Source organism: Pseudomonas sp. Cab53 (assembly GCF_018325965.1).
Taxonomy (GTDB): domain Bacteria; phylum Pseudomonadota; class Gammaproteobacteria; order Pseudomonadales; family Pseudomonadaceae; genus Aquipseudomonas; species Aquipseudomonas chlororaphis_E.
Map to the genome: position 1 here is coordinate 2,544,237 of NZ_AP021902.1, position 13,850 is coordinate 2,558,086.

At 61.3% G+C, this 13,850-nt stretch carries 12 protein-coding genes; 5 read left to right on the forward strand and 7 right to left on the reverse strand.

From position 1 onward, the window contains the following. Nucleotides 1-53: 53 nt before the first annotated feature. The 5 genes from KI241_RS11110 to KI241_RS11130 all read right to left on the reverse strand — a co-directional run bounded on the left by KI241_RS11110 (nt 54) and on the right by KI241_RS11130 (nt 6,237). Nucleotides 54-1,133 (reverse strand): acyl carrier protein, encoded by a 1,080-nt coding sequence (locus tag KI241_RS11110; protein ID WP_212803691.1) that lies wholly within the window; start codon nt 1,131-1,133, stop codon nt 54-56. Between the two features lie 121 nt (nt 1,134-1,254). Continuing rightward, nucleotides 1,255-3,018, reverse strand: coding sequence for an FAD-dependent monooxygenase (locus KI241_RS11115; RefSeq protein ID WP_047735483.1), 1,764 nt, complete (start codon nt 3,016-3,018; stop codon nt 1,255-1,257). Nucleotides 3,019-3,021: 3 nt separating this feature from the next. Continuing rightward, the gene (locus tag KI241_RS11120) at nt 3,022-3,633 is read right to left on the reverse strand and encodes an HAD-IB family hydrolase (RefSeq protein ID WP_042728637.1); all 612 of its coding nucleotides are present in this window, start codon (nt 3,631-3,633) and stop codon (nt 3,022-3,024) included. Then, on the reverse strand, nt 3,623-5,143 hold the full coding sequence (locus KI241_RS11125; protein ID WP_212803692.1) for a class I adenylate-forming enzyme family protein: 1,521 nt from the start codon (nt 5,141-5,143) through the stop codon (nt 3,623-3,625). The genes KI241_RS11120 and KI241_RS11125 overlap by 11 nt, the downstream gene beginning before the upstream one ends. Before the next feature lie 80 nt (nt 5,144-5,223). Further along, nucleotides 5,224-6,237, reverse strand: coding sequence for an SDR family oxidoreductase (locus tag KI241_RS11130; protein ID WP_042728635.1), 1,014 nt, complete (start codon nt 6,235-6,237; stop codon nt 5,224-5,226). Nucleotides 6,238-6,729: 492 nt separating this feature from the next. Here KI241_RS11130 and KI241_RS11135 point away from each other — a divergent pair, with 492 nt between their 5' ends. Next, entirely contained in the window at nt 6,730-7,326 is a 597-nt protein-coding gene (locus KI241_RS11135; RefSeq protein WP_047735477.1) for a TetR/AcrR family transcriptional regulator, read from the forward strand. 4 nt (nt 7,327-7,330) lie between these two features. On the opposite strand, the gene KI241_RS11140 is transcribed toward KI241_RS11135, so the two are convergent. Further along, a complete protein-coding gene (locus KI241_RS11140; RefSeq protein ID WP_042732857.1) occupies nt 7,331-7,903 on the reverse strand; it encodes a TetR/AcrR family transcriptional regulator in 573 nt (190 codons plus the stop codon). A 106-nt stretch (nt 7,904-8,009) separates the two neighbouring features. On the opposite strand from KI241_RS11140, the gene KI241_RS11145 reads away from it, so the two are divergent. Next, nucleotides 8,010-9,464, forward strand: coding sequence for an amidase (locus KI241_RS11145; protein ID WP_212803693.1), 1,455 nt, complete (start codon nt 8,010-8,012; stop codon nt 9,462-9,464). Here KI241_RS11145 and KI241_RS11150 read toward each other — a convergent pair. Continuing rightward, the gene (locus KI241_RS11150) at nt 9,441-10,256 is read right to left on the reverse strand and encodes an AraC family transcriptional regulator (protein WP_212803694.1); all 816 of its coding nucleotides are present in this window, start codon (nt 10,254-10,256) and stop codon (nt 9,441-9,443) included. The genes KI241_RS11145 and KI241_RS11150 overlap by 24 nt on opposite strands. Nucleotides 10,257-10,350: 94 nt before the next feature. Between KI241_RS11150 and KI241_RS11155 the strand changes: the two genes are divergently transcribed. The 3 genes from KI241_RS11155 (at nt 10,351) to KI241_RS11165 (ending at nt 13,850) form a co-directional block, all read left to right on the forward strand. Beyond that, a complete protein-coding gene (locus tag KI241_RS11155; RefSeq protein ID WP_042730687.1) occupies nt 10,351-11,322 on the forward strand; it encodes a threonine dehydratase in 972 nt (323 codons plus the stop codon). 296 nt (nt 11,323-11,618) lie between these two features. After that, nucleotides 11,619-12,935 (forward strand): APC family permease, encoded by a 1,317-nt coding sequence (locus KI241_RS11160; protein ID WP_042730699.1) that lies wholly within the window; start codon nt 11,619-11,621, stop codon nt 12,933-12,935. Between the two features lie 123 nt (nt 12,936-13,058). After that, nucleotides 13,059-13,850 carry an EAL domain-containing protein gene (locus tag KI241_RS11165; protein WP_348532645.1) on the forward strand — a complete coding sequence of 264 codons (792 nt, stop codon included), beginning with the start codon at nt 13,059-13,061 and terminating at the stop codon, nt 13,848-13,850.

The following is a 13,850-nucleotide window of genomic DNA, read 5'->3' on the forward strand; positions in this document are numbered from 1 at the left end:
CTGGGTGATCGGCTCGATCACCCGGATTCCATTCCTGTATTGCGCAGCGTGTTTCAGCCCAGCCTTGCCAGCAGTGACAGGGCGTCCTGGGGCGTGCGACGGGACATCAGCGCTTCGCCGGCAAACTCACTGGCCGAGCAGTGTTGGGCCATGGATTGGCAGAGCGTTTCGCGGCTGAAGCCATTGAGGCCCAATTGGGCGAAAGGTGTCTGGACATCGATCGACTGCGCGGTGTCCGCGACCAGCGGCGACAGTGTGTCGAGCAGCAGGTTGTGGGCCGGCGCCGGCGTCTCGGCCGTGACCGCCGCCGGGGCGGGTTCACAGGCCTCGGGCCCTGGGCCGGCAAGGGCGGCATCGATCAGGGCGATGGTCGCCTGCGGGTACTTGGCGTTGGCCAACTCGGAGCTGTTGGCCTTGAGCTGTGGCCACGTGGCGACCACGGATTCGAGGAAGTCCAGTTGCACCAGCGAGTCGAGGCCCAGGCCTTCGTAGCTTTGGTTCATGTCGATCTGCTCGGCCGAAAAACCGGTGATGGTCGCCAGTTGCGCCAGTACCCAGGCTTGCACATCCACCGCGGGCGCTTGTGGGTCGGCTTCAAGGCGAGCCAGCAGGGCCGTCGGGGTGGGCGCATCGAACAACTGCGAGGTTTGCGCCTGCTTTTCCGGGAAGTGCTGGGCGAGGGATTCGAAGATGTCCACCAGCCCCAGGGAGTCGATGCCCAGGCTCTCGAAACTTTGATCGAAGTCGATCTGCTCCTGCTTGAAGCCGGTGGCCGAGGCAATCTCGGCGCGCAGCCATTGGGCGTAGTCGAGTGCCGCAGGTGCTTCGACGACGGGTGCCGCGGCCAGGATCGGCGCCGTGGCGTGGACCGTTTCGAGCACCGCAACCGGCTTGTTCACCGGGGCGTCGATGCCTTGGGCATAGACCCCTTCGATGACTTGCTTGTGTGCGCTGAAGTAATGCGCGGTGACGGACTCGGCCTGCTCCAGCAGGCGCATCAGGATCGATTCCTTGGCGACATTGGATTCGCACAATGAATCGATGATCTTTTCCGAAAGGGAAAAATAGCTGTGGGCTATTTTTCCATTGGACACGATGAATTCCTGCACAACATCGTTAAGTTGCAAGCGCATGAGGTTCTCCTAACCGAAGTCGGTAGACGTTTCTATCAATAAGAAAAATCAAAAAGTCATGGCCCAGGGCCGGGCCTTGGGTGAATCCACCCATCAAACGGGCAGTAGTCGACAGGGCGACTTAAAGTTGGAGTTCTACTGCGTCAACCTCGGACGGTGTTGTTCTTGTGGCACCCTTGAGTAACCCGGACCTCAGGTTCAGATACGCCACCAGGGTCATGGCGTCGGCGCCCTGGAAGGCAATGTAGCCATCAGGACGAATCAGCATCAGCGTGCCCTCGCTGGCGTGGTAGCGCTTGTGCAGCCGCCAGTCAGGGTCGAGCAACGTCGAATGCCAGGCGGGCAATCCGGCGCTGCTGAGGGCGTCGATCACGCAATAGGCCTTGATGCCCGGGTAGTCTTTTTCCACGGTCTGGGCCAGGGTGTAATAGCCCGGCAGCAGCGGTGAAAACTGATCGGCCCCGGTGAACACCAGCAGCGTGAAAGTGCCGTGGAACAGGTCGATCAAGCGTTTTGCCGGCAGCCCTTGCAGTTGCCACAGCTCGACATCCGGCGCCAATTGCCCCGCGCGCGGCGCCGCGCTCTGGAACTCGGGCTTCTGGCCTTTGCGGTACCAGTTCTTGCGCTGTTTCTTCGTCAGCGACTCCTGGATGTAATCGCTTTTAGCGTAGTGGTATTGGTGACCGGAAATCATCGACGGCAGCTTGCGCTGGACCTTCTTGCGGTTGCTCAACAGCGGCAGGACATTGTCCCGCAGCCAGACCAGCGCGCGTTGGCGGACGGTGATCAGGCCGGTCAGGCGGTGGGCGGTGTTCTCGACTTCGAGGGCGACCGGGTAGCGCTCGTCGTTGTAGCTGTCGAGCAGGGTGGGCTCCGCCAGCCCCTGGTCGACGTAGGCCATTTTCCACGCCAGGTTATAGGCCTCGGAAACCCCCAGGTTCATCCATTGCCCGCCGATCGGGCTGCCGATGTGCGCGGAGTCGCCCACCAGGAATACCGAACCCTGCTGCATGGTCTGCACGCGGCGATGCTGGAACGAGGCGATAGTGGTCGACGAGATGTTGGACAGCGTCATCTTCTGCCCGCGTCCTTCGCACAACCGCTGGAAGTTTTCCAGGCTCAGGGAAGGGCGCTCGCCTTCCGGCGGCAGGTTGTAGGGCATCTCGATGAACAGGCGATAGCGAGACTGGGCACTGATCGGCGCGACCGCCACGTAGCCGTCCTGCGCGCCGAGGAAGAAGGCGCCTTCGTCCTTGCTGCCGGACCACTCGATGTCGGCGTCGGCCAGCATGAAGAAGCGGTCGTAGGACGAACCTTCGAACGTCATGTCCAGGCGTTTGCGGATGTTGCTGCGTGCACCGTCGCAGGCGGCCACCCAGCGGGTGGTCAGCGTTTCTTCGTGGCCGTCGGCGTGCCGCAGGGTCATGTTCACGGCGTCGGGCTGGTTTTGCAGGTCCACCAGCTCGGTGTTCCACTCGACCTGCGCGCCCAGTTCATTGAGCCGCTCCAGCAGCAGCTTCTCGGTCTGCGGCTGCGGCAGGCTCAGCAGCAACGGGTACGTCGCATCCAGGTAGGAGAAGTTGTAGTTCAACACCCGCTTGGCGTTCGACTGCACCGAAAACTGGTTGATGGTGAACCCATCCCTGACGGCTTGATCGGCGATGCCCAGGTCGCGGAAGATTTCCAGGGTGCGCGAATGGATCGCCATGGCCTTGGTCGCGGTGGAAGGGCCGGCGTTCTTTTCGATGATGCGAAAGCCAACCCCCCACTTTTTCAGCATGATCGCCAGGGACAGGCCAATCGGGCCGGCGCCTACGATCATGACGGTGGGGGCGCTGCCAGGGCGCTTGAAATACGTGGGGGCCAACGTGCTCAGAGTGTTCATCGGTCAGTACCAATTTCTGTAGAAGGGAGAGTGAGCGATGCCGAGCAGGGCATCGTCGCCAGATGAGTCGCCGTAGGCATAAATGTAGAAGTCATCGAGGTTGCTCAAGCAGCCCTTGAGCCGTGTGACTTTCTCTCTCTCAACGCAATTGGTGCCGCAAATGCCGCCCGTCAGTTTGTTTTTCGCTGTGGCCAGGCGAGTGCCGCAGACGTAGTCGAAACCCACCGCCTGGCCCCAGGGGATCAGGTAATTCTCGGGCGAGTTACTGACCAGCGCGGTGACGTGGCCCATGGACTGATGCCATTGCAACCGGCGCAGGGCCTCGGGCCGCAGCCACAGTGGCAACAGTTCGGTGATGAAGTACTTGGCGTGCTCGCGCTCATCGTCCACGGACAGGCCGCCCAGATAACAGGCGATGAAGGCCAGCCGGGCTTGCATCAATGGGGTGATCCCGACGACCACGCTGAGCATTTTCGGCAACAGGGGAATGATCCTGAGCCAGAACGACCGGGTGCCGGCGATGTAGCGCATGTAGCGCCAGAACGTGTGCCGGTCGGTCAACGTGCCGTCGAAATCGAAGACGGCCAGTACCGGTTGGGTGTTATCAGCTTGCATGAGCCACTTCCTTGAGCGCGATGATTTCGATGGTCCTGGGCAGCTTGAAGCCCGACAGGTAGCGCGAAAGCAGGGTGGCGATCGCGTTCTGGGTCAGGTCGGCACTGCCTTCCACGCACAGATGCAAGACGTTCACTTCCTTGTTGTCCGGGACGATGTAGGCCTTGGCGCGCGTTACGCCAGGGTGTTTCAGGGCGATGGATTCGATTTCCGTCAGGTCGACCATTTGCGCCTTGATCTTCGAGATCCGCAGGCGCTGGCAATAGAAGAACACATGGCTGTCTTCGTCCTGCCACACCAGGTCTCCGGTGTGGAACCAGCCATCACGCCAGAACCGGGCGTTGGCGTCATCGGCATCCAGGTAACCGTCGATCACCATCGAACCGCGGATCAGCAGTTCCCCGATGCGTCCGCGGGCAACGTCACGGCCCTCGGCGTCGACGACTCGCAGGTCCACACCGCTGATCGCGCGTCCCATGGCACCGCGGTGGACCTGGCCAATCGAGCTCTGGACGATCACCGGCATGCTTTCGGTCAAGCCATAGCCTTGCAGCACTGCGTTGCAGCCGAGCAACTTGCCCAGCTTCTCGGCTTCGTCGGCCGGCAGGTGGCTGCCGCCGGAATAGACCATCAATTTCGGGTGCATCGGCAACAGCGCGCCCTTGCGCTTGGCCAGGCGCGTGTTGAAGTAGCGGATGACGTCGGGCACCAGGCAGGCGAAGCTGACCTGATGTTCGGACAGGACTTCAGCCAGGTCGCGGTTAAGCAGCGTGTTGGTCATCAGCAGGGTGGCGCCGATGCTCAACGGAAACACCATCATCACGGACAACCCGAAGATGGCGTAGAGCGGCAGCGTCACCAGATGGACCGACCCGACGCCTTGCAGATGGAACTGCTCGTGCAGCCCGTCGCTCGATTGCGTCAGGTCGAGATAGCGGTGGGCCACGGCCAGAGGCTTGCCCAGCCCCCGATAAGTGAACTGCACCGAGACCACCGGGTTGTCCTCGGGCAACATCAGGGGTTCGGCCTCGTGCGGCACCTGAGCGACGGCAGTCGCATGGGCTGGCAGCGCCGCCGCCGGCTCGTCCCCCACCTCCAGCACCAAGGTATGGCGGATGCCGGAGTCCGGGTGGAACAGCTCGCTGTGCTGCGCCGCCAGCGCGGCAGTCGTGACCACCAGCGTGGGCCCGGCCAGGCCGATGACGTTGGACATCTCGAACGGCGTCAGCTTGTGGTTGAGGATGACTGGCACCGCGCCGCGGCCGATGATCGCCAGGTAATAAGCGATGAACGCCACGCTATTGGGCAGCACTAACGCAACTTTATCGCCGTGGACAACATCGAGCGCTTTAAGCACACCGTTACAGCCCTGTGCCATGTTTCGCAATTGACGGTAAGTGACGGTCTGTTCTTCCGCGTCCAGATACTTGATGGCTATCTGATCGGGGAAAGATTCCGAAAAACCGACAAAACGATGCAGAAAACCTTCTTTACTGGAAAGGCTTTTCATATACCAACCTCTTTCAATCCTTGGATGTATGGCGTGTCTGAAAAGTGCTACAGAGGCAGGCTATAGTTGTTTTATGTCAATCAAGCATCTAGGTAGTTATTGTTTCGATACCAGTTCAGCGTATCGGTCAGGGTTTCACTGACAGGGCGGAACTTGCAGTCCAGCTCCCTTGAACTCTTTTGATGGCTGAAGTGTGTGCGGCCTTGCTCTTGTTCCATGAGTTTGACCGTGGAAGTGCTGATCAACACCGGTTTCTTGGTAAGACGGTAATAACCTTCGTAGACCAGGGCGATGATGCGCAACATGAGCAAAGGCACTTTGCGTTCCGGTGCCTTGATTCCACTGACACTGGCGAGCGCCTGGAAAATACTTTTCATGTCCATGTGGTTACCGGCGGCCAGATAACGTTCGCCGGAACGACCGCGGGTGATGGCTGCGATCTGGTGCTCAGCCACGTCACGGGCGTCGACCACGGAAAAACTTCCAGGAAGAACACCAGGGAGTTTTTGTCCTACAAAATCGAGCAGGAACTGTCCCGAGGAGGTCGGGCCAATATCACCGGGACCAAACATCCAGCCCGGCAATACCATGGCGATGAACATGTCGGGGTGCTGCACTAGAAACGCTTGGACCTTCTGCTCGGACAATATCTTGCTCAAGTAGTAATCGTCCGCTTCCTGCTCACTGCGAGACATGGTTTCGTCGATGACTTGATCCCGGTTGCCCTTGAGCACGGCAATGGAAGAGGTGTGCACGGCACGACGGATGCCGGCGGCATAAGCGACTTGCAGCAGACGTTCGGTGCCGGTGACGTTGGTGTCGTAGAGTTTTTGCCAGTGCTTTCCGCCTTTGTAGCTGTCGCGGAAATAGGCGGCCGTATGGAACAGGGCGTCGCAACCTTGCAGGGCATGGCTGAAAGCGTCGACATCGAGCATGTCGCCTTCCACCAGTTCAACGGGCAGGTCGCCGAACTGCTTGCGGCCCTTTTCAAGGGAGCGAACCAGCGCTTTCACCTTGATTTTGCGCTGTAGCAGCGCATGGACGACGTTGTTCCCAAGCAGGCCCGTAGCGCCTGTAACGAAGGCATATTCCATTAAGATCCAGCTCCTTTGGGGTGACCCTGGCGTTGCATCGGGATCGCTGTCGCTGACGCGATGCGCGAACCAGGCGTTGGGCTTCACCAACGGCGCAAGTAAAAACCATTCGGTATCTGAAAATCAAGCGGTATTTATGTGAAGCTTTTGTGGTCCACCGCAAAAGCGCCCGCGGGGCTGAGAAAAACCGGGCTTTACCCAAGGTTCCATCGGTGGCCGCACGTGATCGCGGGGCATTCTCCAATGGGCGTCGAGGCCAGGCGACGCTGTTCTAATGGCACAGTAAGTCGCTGCCGGCGACTCATCTTGCATTCGTCTTCGGCTGCCCCAATACATGGCGATTACATGGCACCTGCTTAAAAGTTTAGATGCGGGTGATTAATACGAGCGTGTATAAGATATGATGGCCGTCACGGGTTTTTTTGCCGGCAGGAGCCAATGCTTGCATTCAGTTACAAATAGATATTTTCGTTGGCTAAAGGAGCCGAGGGCGTGATTAAAAAGAGACTAGGTCGAGAGGAAAGCCAGCAAGTAACCAGAGACAGATTATTCGATACGGCCATTGATCTGATGATCAAGAAAGGCTTTCACGCGGCCAGCGTGAACACCATTTCCGAGGAGGCTGGTTATTCGAAAGGGGCATTTTTCTCCAACTTTTCAAGTAAGGCCGACCTGTTGTTGCAATTGGCGCAGCGGTTCAAGCGGGTGGAAATCGATCGGTTGGGCTCGACCCTGGCGGCCGGCTATTCGTCCGAGCAGTTGACGCAGGGCCTGAATGCCTACATCGACACCCTGAAAGATAACGCCAATTGCGCGATCCTTGACGTCGAGTTGCAATTGATTGCACTGCGCGATGCCGAGTTTTCACCGCTCTACAATGACCTGCATGAAGAAAACAGCATTGCCTTGGGCAAGCTGATTACCATCATCTTCAATCATGCGGGCAAGAAACCGCCGATGGAAAATGCCACGCTTGCAAAGACCTTCACTGCCTTGTCGGAAGGTTTGATATTGCAAGGGCATAAAGATCCGGCAGCGGAAATCAAGTTGGTGTTGAATTCGCTGATTCAAACAGCCGAACCGCTCTAGGCGCTCATTCGCCGAGTATCTTCCGGATCATCCGGATCAGGTTTTCACCGACCTGCTCGACACTTTTGTTCTGCGAGACAACTTGCGCGCCCTCCATCAGGTAGGTGAGCGCCATGGCCGTTTCATTCGGTTCAGCTAGACCGGCTTCTTCACACAGGGCGACCAGGCGCTGGAACTGGCGCTTCTTGTGCGCCTCGATGAGCTGGCGGGCAGGGTTTTGCGGGTCCGGGAGCTCCGCCAGCGAGTGGGTGAAGGGGCAGCCCCGGTAAGACGCCGTGGACAGATCCTGCGCGATGAATTCGGCGAAACCGAGGATCTGCGCCTTGGGATCGTCGGCGTGCCGCGCCGCCAACCCTTCGAAGACCTCGGCGTACTGGTCGACGAGCAAGCGAATCCACGCCAGCACCAGCGCGTCTTTCGACTCGAAATGCCGGTAGACCGTCATCTTGGTCGATTTGGCCTTGGCCGCGATGGCATCCACCGTTACCCGACTGATCCCTTCGGTGAAGAACAGAGCTTCGGCGGCATCCAGGATCCGTTCCCGGGGCGCTAGTTGTGGAACTCGTTCGGGGCGCATGGCGTTCTCCGCTTGACAGCGATACTGTTTGGTATCTAACTATACCGAACAGTATCGCTCGATACTGGTAAGTACAAATCATAGCGTCTTTACCAGGAAGAATGTGATGAAACCCTCTGAATATGCAGGATATGACGCCCTTGGCCTGGCCGATCTGATTGCCAACGGCCAAGTCACCCAGACCGAGGTAAGAGAGGCGGCATTGGGCGCCATCGAACAGCTCAACCCCAGGATCAACGCGGTGGTCGAGGTGTGGAAGGATGAACCCCTGGCCACCGCAGGCCCGTTCAAGGGCGTGCCGTTCTTGGTAAAGGACTTGGGCCTGACCGCCCAAGGTCGCCTGAACGAGTTGGGCAGTCGCCTGGCCGCCGGATGCGTCGCCGCTGAAGACTCCAACCTGATGATTCGCCTGCGCCAGGCCGGCCTGGTGACCCTGGGCCGCACCAGCACGCCGGAGTTGGCGGCCAGCACCACCACCGAAGCCGCGTATTCGGGCCCAACCCGCAACCCTTGGGATTTGAGCCGCAGCGCCGGAGGCTCCAGTGGGGGTTCGGCCGCTGCCGTTGCCGCCGGCATGGTGCCCGCTGCCCATGCCACCGATGGCGGTGGCTCGATTCGCGTTCCGGCCGCCGCCACCGGGTTGTTCGGACTCAAGCCCAGCCGAGGCCGAATCTCCATGGGCCCGGCAGTGGACGAGGTATGGGCCGGGCTTGCCGTCCATGGTGTTGTCAGTCGAACCGTGCGCGACAGCGCCGCCTTGCTGGATGCCATGGAAGGGGCGGCCGTGGGGGATCCGTTCGAGATCGCTCGGCCAGCGCATTCCTGGCTTTCACAAACGACGCGCGAACCGGGGGCGCTGCGCATCGGCTTGTTGCTGCACCCACTCAACGGAACCCGTTGCGTCGAGCCGGTCGCCCAGGCCACGCGGGAGGTGGCGGTGCAACTGGAGGGCATGGGGCACCGTGTCGAGGAAGTCGATCTCGACATCGGCCTGGGTTGGGAAGGGTTCGTGGAACTGAACGCGCGCTTCTGGTCCGCCAATACCGCCGCCTGGGTCAACGCCCTCGCGGCGGCCACCGGGCGTCCGGTCGATGCCAGCACACTGGAGCCATCCACGCTGGCGTTGCACCGGCTGGGCAGCCAACTCACCGCCCTGGATCTGATCGAGGCCATGCACCTGCGCAACCTCGTGACCCGTCGCATGGGGCACTTCTTTAGCCAGTACGACATCCTGCTGAACCCGACCCTACCAGCGCTGCCCCCGTTGATAGGTCACTACAACGAAGGCCAGGCGCTGCTGGACGGGCGGGGCTGGATGGATCGAGTCTTCAGCCATTCGCCCTTTACCGCCTTGGCGAATGTGACCGGTTCGCCCTCGATGTCCATGCCGCTGGCGGTCGATCGGCACAGCGGCCTGCCGATCGGCTTGCAGTTTAGCGCGGGGTTCGGTCGTGAGGCCCCGTTGCTGCGCCTGGCAGCGCAGTTGGAACGAGCGTTGCCCTGGGCGGGTCGCACACCCGGGGCCTGGGTTGCCTCGTCAACTTCTGGAGTGCCCGCGTAGCTGTGCCGGGCTGACGCCCAGGCGCTGCCTGAAGAGCGTCGTCATGTGCGCCTGGGAATTGAAGCCGCAGGCGAGGGCGATCTCGGTCAGCCTAGCGCTTGTGTCGCACATCAAGGTCCGGGCCTTGGCCAGGCGTCGGTCGATCAGGTAGCTGTGGGGGCTTTTTCCCGTCGCGAGCTTGAATGCCCGGATGAAATAGCCTTCGGACAACCCCAGCAGCGCTGCCATCGCCGGTACGCCGAGTGGGCCGGCGAGCCCTGCGTCAATGAACTCGTCGAGCAGGCGCATGCGTCGGCCGGTGATCGAGCCGGGAGGGGGCGCCGGCAACCGTTCGTGGCCCGTCACCCGTTCAGCCAGCCCCAACGCCCAGGATTCCCAGTCGTCCTGCGCCGATGCCTGCAACAGCGCGTTGCGCATGCGGTGGGCGAGGGCAATGGCCGGCGGGTCGATGCGATTGTTGAAGGCCCGCTCACCCTCCAGCGCAACGCCGTCGGTGCGCTGGATGCGCAGGTATTCACCGCCCTGGGGCGATTCGGAGAACACATCACACCCCACTGGGACGAAGGCCAGGCCGTTGGGCATGGCCTCGAACGGATGCACCCGGTCGCTGCCGATGGCGTGCAGGCCGCACTGACTGTCGAAGGCGAAGCCGATCGAGGCTTGGGTTGCGACATAGCGGGTCGCGTAGGCGCAGCCCGGCAGCAATTCAATCGCCCAGGGGCCTGCCTCGATACGCCTGATCGGTTCGGGTTGGGGCGGCGGCAGGCGATTGCGGCGGTGCATGAGCGACATAGTAGTGAAGAAAAGGGCTGAAAGTCAGGTCAGTTTTCTGGAAGCCCGCCGGTGGCGCCCATGACTAGACTGGGCAAAACCTGGAGGCGACCCTATGCACAAACTGACGCTCGACGATATCGAACAAGCGGCGCGCAACATATACCCAACCATGCCGGCCACGGCCCAGTACGCTTGGCCCTTGCTGGCTGAACGGCTGGGTTGCACGGTGTGGGTCAAGCACGAGAACCACACGCCCACCGGGGCATTCAAGGTCCGCGGTGGTCTGACGTTCATGCACTGGCTCAGGCGCGAGCACCCCGAGGTGAAGGGCGTGGTCACGGCGACCCGTGGCAATCATGGTCAGAGCCTGGCATTGGCGGCAACAGCGTTGGGCTTGCGGGCGTTGATCGTCGTGCCACAGGGCAATTCGCTGGAGAAGAACCAAGCCATGCGCGGCTTCGGTGGCGAGGTGGTGGAGTTCGGTCGCGATTTCGATGAGGCCCGCGAGGAGGCCGCACGCTTGGCGCAGCGGCAGGGCTTGTTTCTGGTGCCACCGTTTCACGCCGAGCTGGTCAAGGGCGTGGCGACCTATGGGTGGGAGTTGTTCAAGGCGGTGCCGGACCTGGACACGGTCTACGTGCCGATCGGCTGCGGGTCGGGGATCTGCGCCGTCATCGCCGCCCGTGATGCCTTGGGCTTGAACACCGAAGTGGTCGGTGTGGTGTCCACTGAGGCTGCGGCGGCGAAGCAGTCGTTCGAGACCGGGACCCTGTGCGAGACCCCTTCGGCGAACACCTTCGCCGACGGCCTCGCCGTGCGCAAGCCCATACCCGAGGCGTTCGCCCTCTATGGGGCCGCGGCGGCACGGATCGTGGCGGTCGACGATCGTGAAATTGCCGAGGCCATGCGGGTCTACTACACCGACACACACAACCTCGCCGAAGGTGCCGGCGCCGCGGCGTTGGCGGCGCTCATGCAGGAGCGTGACGCGATGGCGGGGAAACGTGTGGGGGTGATTCTGTCGGGCGGCAACGTTGACCGGCCAGTGTATGCGAGGGTTCTGGGGGAGCAGGCGCAAGGTTAACGGTGAAGTGTTCGTGTAAGTGCGCTGTCGGTGCCGGTGATTGGGAGGTTGGCCTCTTCGCGGGCAAGCCCGCTACCACAGTGTTATGGGGTGGGCACAAGATGTGTGTCCGTCACAGATTCCCTGTGCGGGAGCGGGCTTGCTCGCGAAAAAAAGGCTTCAGCCGGCTTCAAGCGCCATCCCCGGAACATTTCTGAACTTTCCCCTGGCCGATATTTCCATTGCTTAAGCACCACGATGCAGCCGCCTGGCGCATGCCAGCAGGCTTCGAACGATCGCCAGAGCCGAGAGTGAATGTGACCTCCAAACCCTCCAGAACCCCATTGCGGCGAGCCGTGACCGGACCTTTGTTGTTTCTCTTCATCCTTGGCGATGTGCTGGGTGCCGGTGTCTACGCGCTGGCCGGGACCATCGCTGGACAGGTGGGGGGAGCGATCTGGGTGCCTTTATTGGTGGCGCTGTTCTTCGCCATGCTTACTGCCGGCTCGTATGCGGAGCTGGTTACGAAGTACCCGCAGGCCGGCGCGGCGTCGGTGTTCGCCGAAAAGGCGTTCCGCTCGCCGTTTCTTTCCTTTCTGGTCGGCTTTTGCATGCTGGCCGCGGCGGTGACCAGTGCAGCCGGCCTTTCGTTGGCGTTCGCGGGCGATTACCTGGCGACCTTCACTCACGTCCCGCCCCACATCGCTGCCCTGGTGTTCCTGGTGATGATCGCCTTGTTGAATGCCCGGGGAATCAAGGAGTCCCTGGGGGCAAACCTGGTCATGACCCTCATCGAGCTGTCGGGCCTGATACTGGTCATCGTCGCCGCGGCCTGGTTTTTCCGTTCCGGCGATGCCCATCTGCACAGTGCGCTGCAATTCAAACCGGGCGTCAGCCCATGGCTGGCGGTGTTGAGCGCGGCATTACTGGCGTTCTATTCGTTCGTCGGATTCGAAACCTCGGCCAATCTCGCCGAAGAAATACGCGACGTGCGTAAGGTCTATCCGCGCGCTTTGTTTGCCGCGTTGCTCACCGCCGGCGTGGTTTACATGGCCGTGGGCGTCGCGGCTGCCTCGGTGCTGCCCATGGAAGAATTGGTCGCTACTTCGGCGCCTTTGCTGGAAGTCGTCCGCGCCTCGGGGTTGAGCGTTTCGCCGCGGGTCTTTGCCTTCATCGCCCTGGTCGCCGTGGCCAATGGCGCGCTGCTGACCATGATCATGGCCAGCCGACTGGCCTATGGGATGGCCTGCCAGGGCTTACTGCCGGGGGGCTTGGCGCGAGTCCTGCGCAAAAGGCGCACACCGTGGGTCGCGATCATCGCCACCACCCTGGTCTCCATCGCGTTGACGCTGACAGGCTCTCTCGCCACATTGGCCGAGACCGTCGTGCTCTTGCTGCTTTTTGTTTTCCTCAGCACCAACCTGGCGGTGTTGGTGCTGCGCCGCGATCCGGTGGCGCAAGCGCATTTTCGGGTGCCCACTTGGGTGCCCCTCCTTGCGATCGTCTCGTGCCTGGTCTTGCTCAGCCAGCAAAGCCTGGAAACCTGGTTGCGCGGCGGCGCCCTGGTCGGTGTGGGAGGTCTGCTGTATCTGTGCACGCGAATGGCAATGCCTGTGGCCGTAAAACCCGGCTAGGTGTTTGGTTGCAAACCGACGCCGGTGATCGACGGCGCTCCAGAAAGCCAGGCCTTTGCCGATTCAGGGAGGGCTGACTAGAGTCTTTGCACCGGCAGGGACGTACCGTCAACGCAACGGAATATCGATCATGACCGAACACTCCCCCGTCAAACCTTCAAGTCCCTTGGCTGTGCCGAGTGCCGCGACCATGAGGCGCTCGGGTTCGATTTCACCATGGCGTTCCAGCCGATCTTCAATCTGCGAACCGGCGCTGCGTTTGCCTATGAAGCACTGGTCAGAGGGATCAACGGTGAATCGGCGAGCGACATCCTGGGGCAGGTGAATGACGGCAACCGCTACCGGTTCGACCAGGCATGTCGCGTAAAGGCGATCGAAGAGGCTACCCGGTTGGGCCTTCTGGACCTCCCTCGATGCCTGCTGAGCATCAACTTCCTGCCCAACGCCGTTTACCGGGCCGAGACCTGCATCCGGGCTACGCTGGAGGCGGCGCGCCTGGCCAATTTTCCATTGGATCGGTTGATGTTCGAAGTCACCGAGGGCGAGAAAGTCGACGACCCTGACCACCTCAAGTCGATCTTCACCGAATACGAGCGCCAGGGGTTCACCACCGCGATCGATGATTTCGGCTCCGGCTATTCGGGTCTCAACCTGTTGGCGATGTTCCAGCCGCAGGTGCTGAAGATCGATATGGCGCTGACCCGTGGTATCGACCAGGATTCGGTGAAACAGGCCATTGTCGAAGGGATTCTCCTGGTGGCCAGGCGCCTGGGGATCCTGGTCATTGCCGAAGGGGTCGAGACCCCAGGGGAAAGCGCTGCGCTGGTGGGGCTGGGCATCGAGCTGATGCAAGGCTACCTGTACGCGCGGCCGGAAATAGGGCGCCTGCCCACCTGCCGTTTCGATGTGACGTAG